At 62.9% G+C, this 1,084-nt stretch carries 2 protein-coding genes; one reads left to right on the top strand and one right to left on the bottom strand.

Annotated features, from left to right (window positions below; genetic code table 11):
* A partial coding sequence (locus BZK31_RS28645; protein ID WP_083186488.1) for an MOSC domain-containing protein occupies positions 1–598 on the top strand: 598 nt, incomplete at its 5' end.
* A 92-nt stretch (positions 599–690) separates the two neighbouring features.
* On the opposite strand, the gene BZK31_RS28640 is transcribed toward BZK31_RS28645, so the two are convergent.
* The coding region (locus BZK31_RS28640) for a lytic transglycosylase domain-containing protein (protein WP_157900837.1) at positions 691–1,084 on the bottom strand (394 nt) is incomplete at its 5' end.

The raw sequence follows: 1,084 nt of genomic DNA, 5'->3' as shown, positions 1-1,084 counted from the left end.
CGCGCCCGGCTTTGCGCCGCTTGATGTGGCCTTGCCGGTTGAATCGCAGGAAGGTTTGCGCGGCGTGACAGTATGGCGCGATTCGCTGCAGGTGCCTGATGCGGGGGAGGCGGCTGCCGAGTGGGTCAGTCGCTTCATCGGCCAGCCGACCCGCATGGTCTACATGCCCGCCGAGCGCGCCCGCTTCTTGCCCGGTGGCTTCGAGGGCATTGACGGTCGTGTCAACTTCGCGGATGGTTTTCCGCTGCTGTTGATCGGTCAGGGCTCGCTCGACGATCTGTCCGCCAGGCTGGGCAGGCCGCTGGAGATGCTGCGTTTCAGACCCAGCCTGGTAGTGGAGGGGGCCGAACCGTTTGCCGAGGACAGCTGGAAGCGCATTCGCATTGGCGAGATCGAATTCCAGATTCTCAAGCCGTGTGCCCGCTGCATCCTGACTACCATCGATCCGGCTACCGGCGAGCGAAGCGCCGATCGGGAGCCTTTCACCACGCTCAAGACCTACCGTGAAGTCGAAGGCAACGTCATGTTCGGCCAGAACATGGTCAACCTCGGTCATGGAGAGCTTGAAGTCGGCATGAAGGTGCAAGTGCTGGAGTGAGTTGACGGGAGCGCTCCTGGCGCTCCCGTCAGTAATGCCAGCATCGATGATCAGCGCCATGGGGCGCATGGCTGATCACCTTATGCCATCCGTCAAAGGTCGTCGAAGAACCGCTCGTGCCAGTCGACCAGGGGCTGCGGCGAGTTGAGTTTCTGACCGTAGATCACCGAGTACGACAGCACGTTCTGTACGTACTGGCGGGTCTCGTCGAACGGGATGCTCTCCACCCACACATCGAAAGCCAGGTGATTGGCCCCCTTGAGCCACTGACGCACGCGGCCGGGGCCTGCGTTGTAAGCGGCGGAAGCGAGCACGCGGTTGCCATTGAACTGGCCGTGTACCGAACTCAGGTAGGCCGCGCCGAGCTGGATATTGGTGTCCGGGTCGAGCACCTGTTGAGGCGAGGCCAGCGCAATGCTGAACTTGCGGGCGGTTTCCTTGGCTGTGGCCGGCATCAGTTGCATCAGGCCGCTGGCGCCGACGCCG

Origin of the sequence: Pseudomonas floridensis (genome assembly GCF_002087235.1) — a bacterium.
Lineage (GTDB): Bacteria > Pseudomonadota > Gammaproteobacteria > Pseudomonadales > Pseudomonadaceae > Aquipseudomonas > Aquipseudomonas floridensis.
Note: the sequence above shows the minus strand (reverse complement) of the source record. Positions and strands in the feature narration are given on the sequence as shown.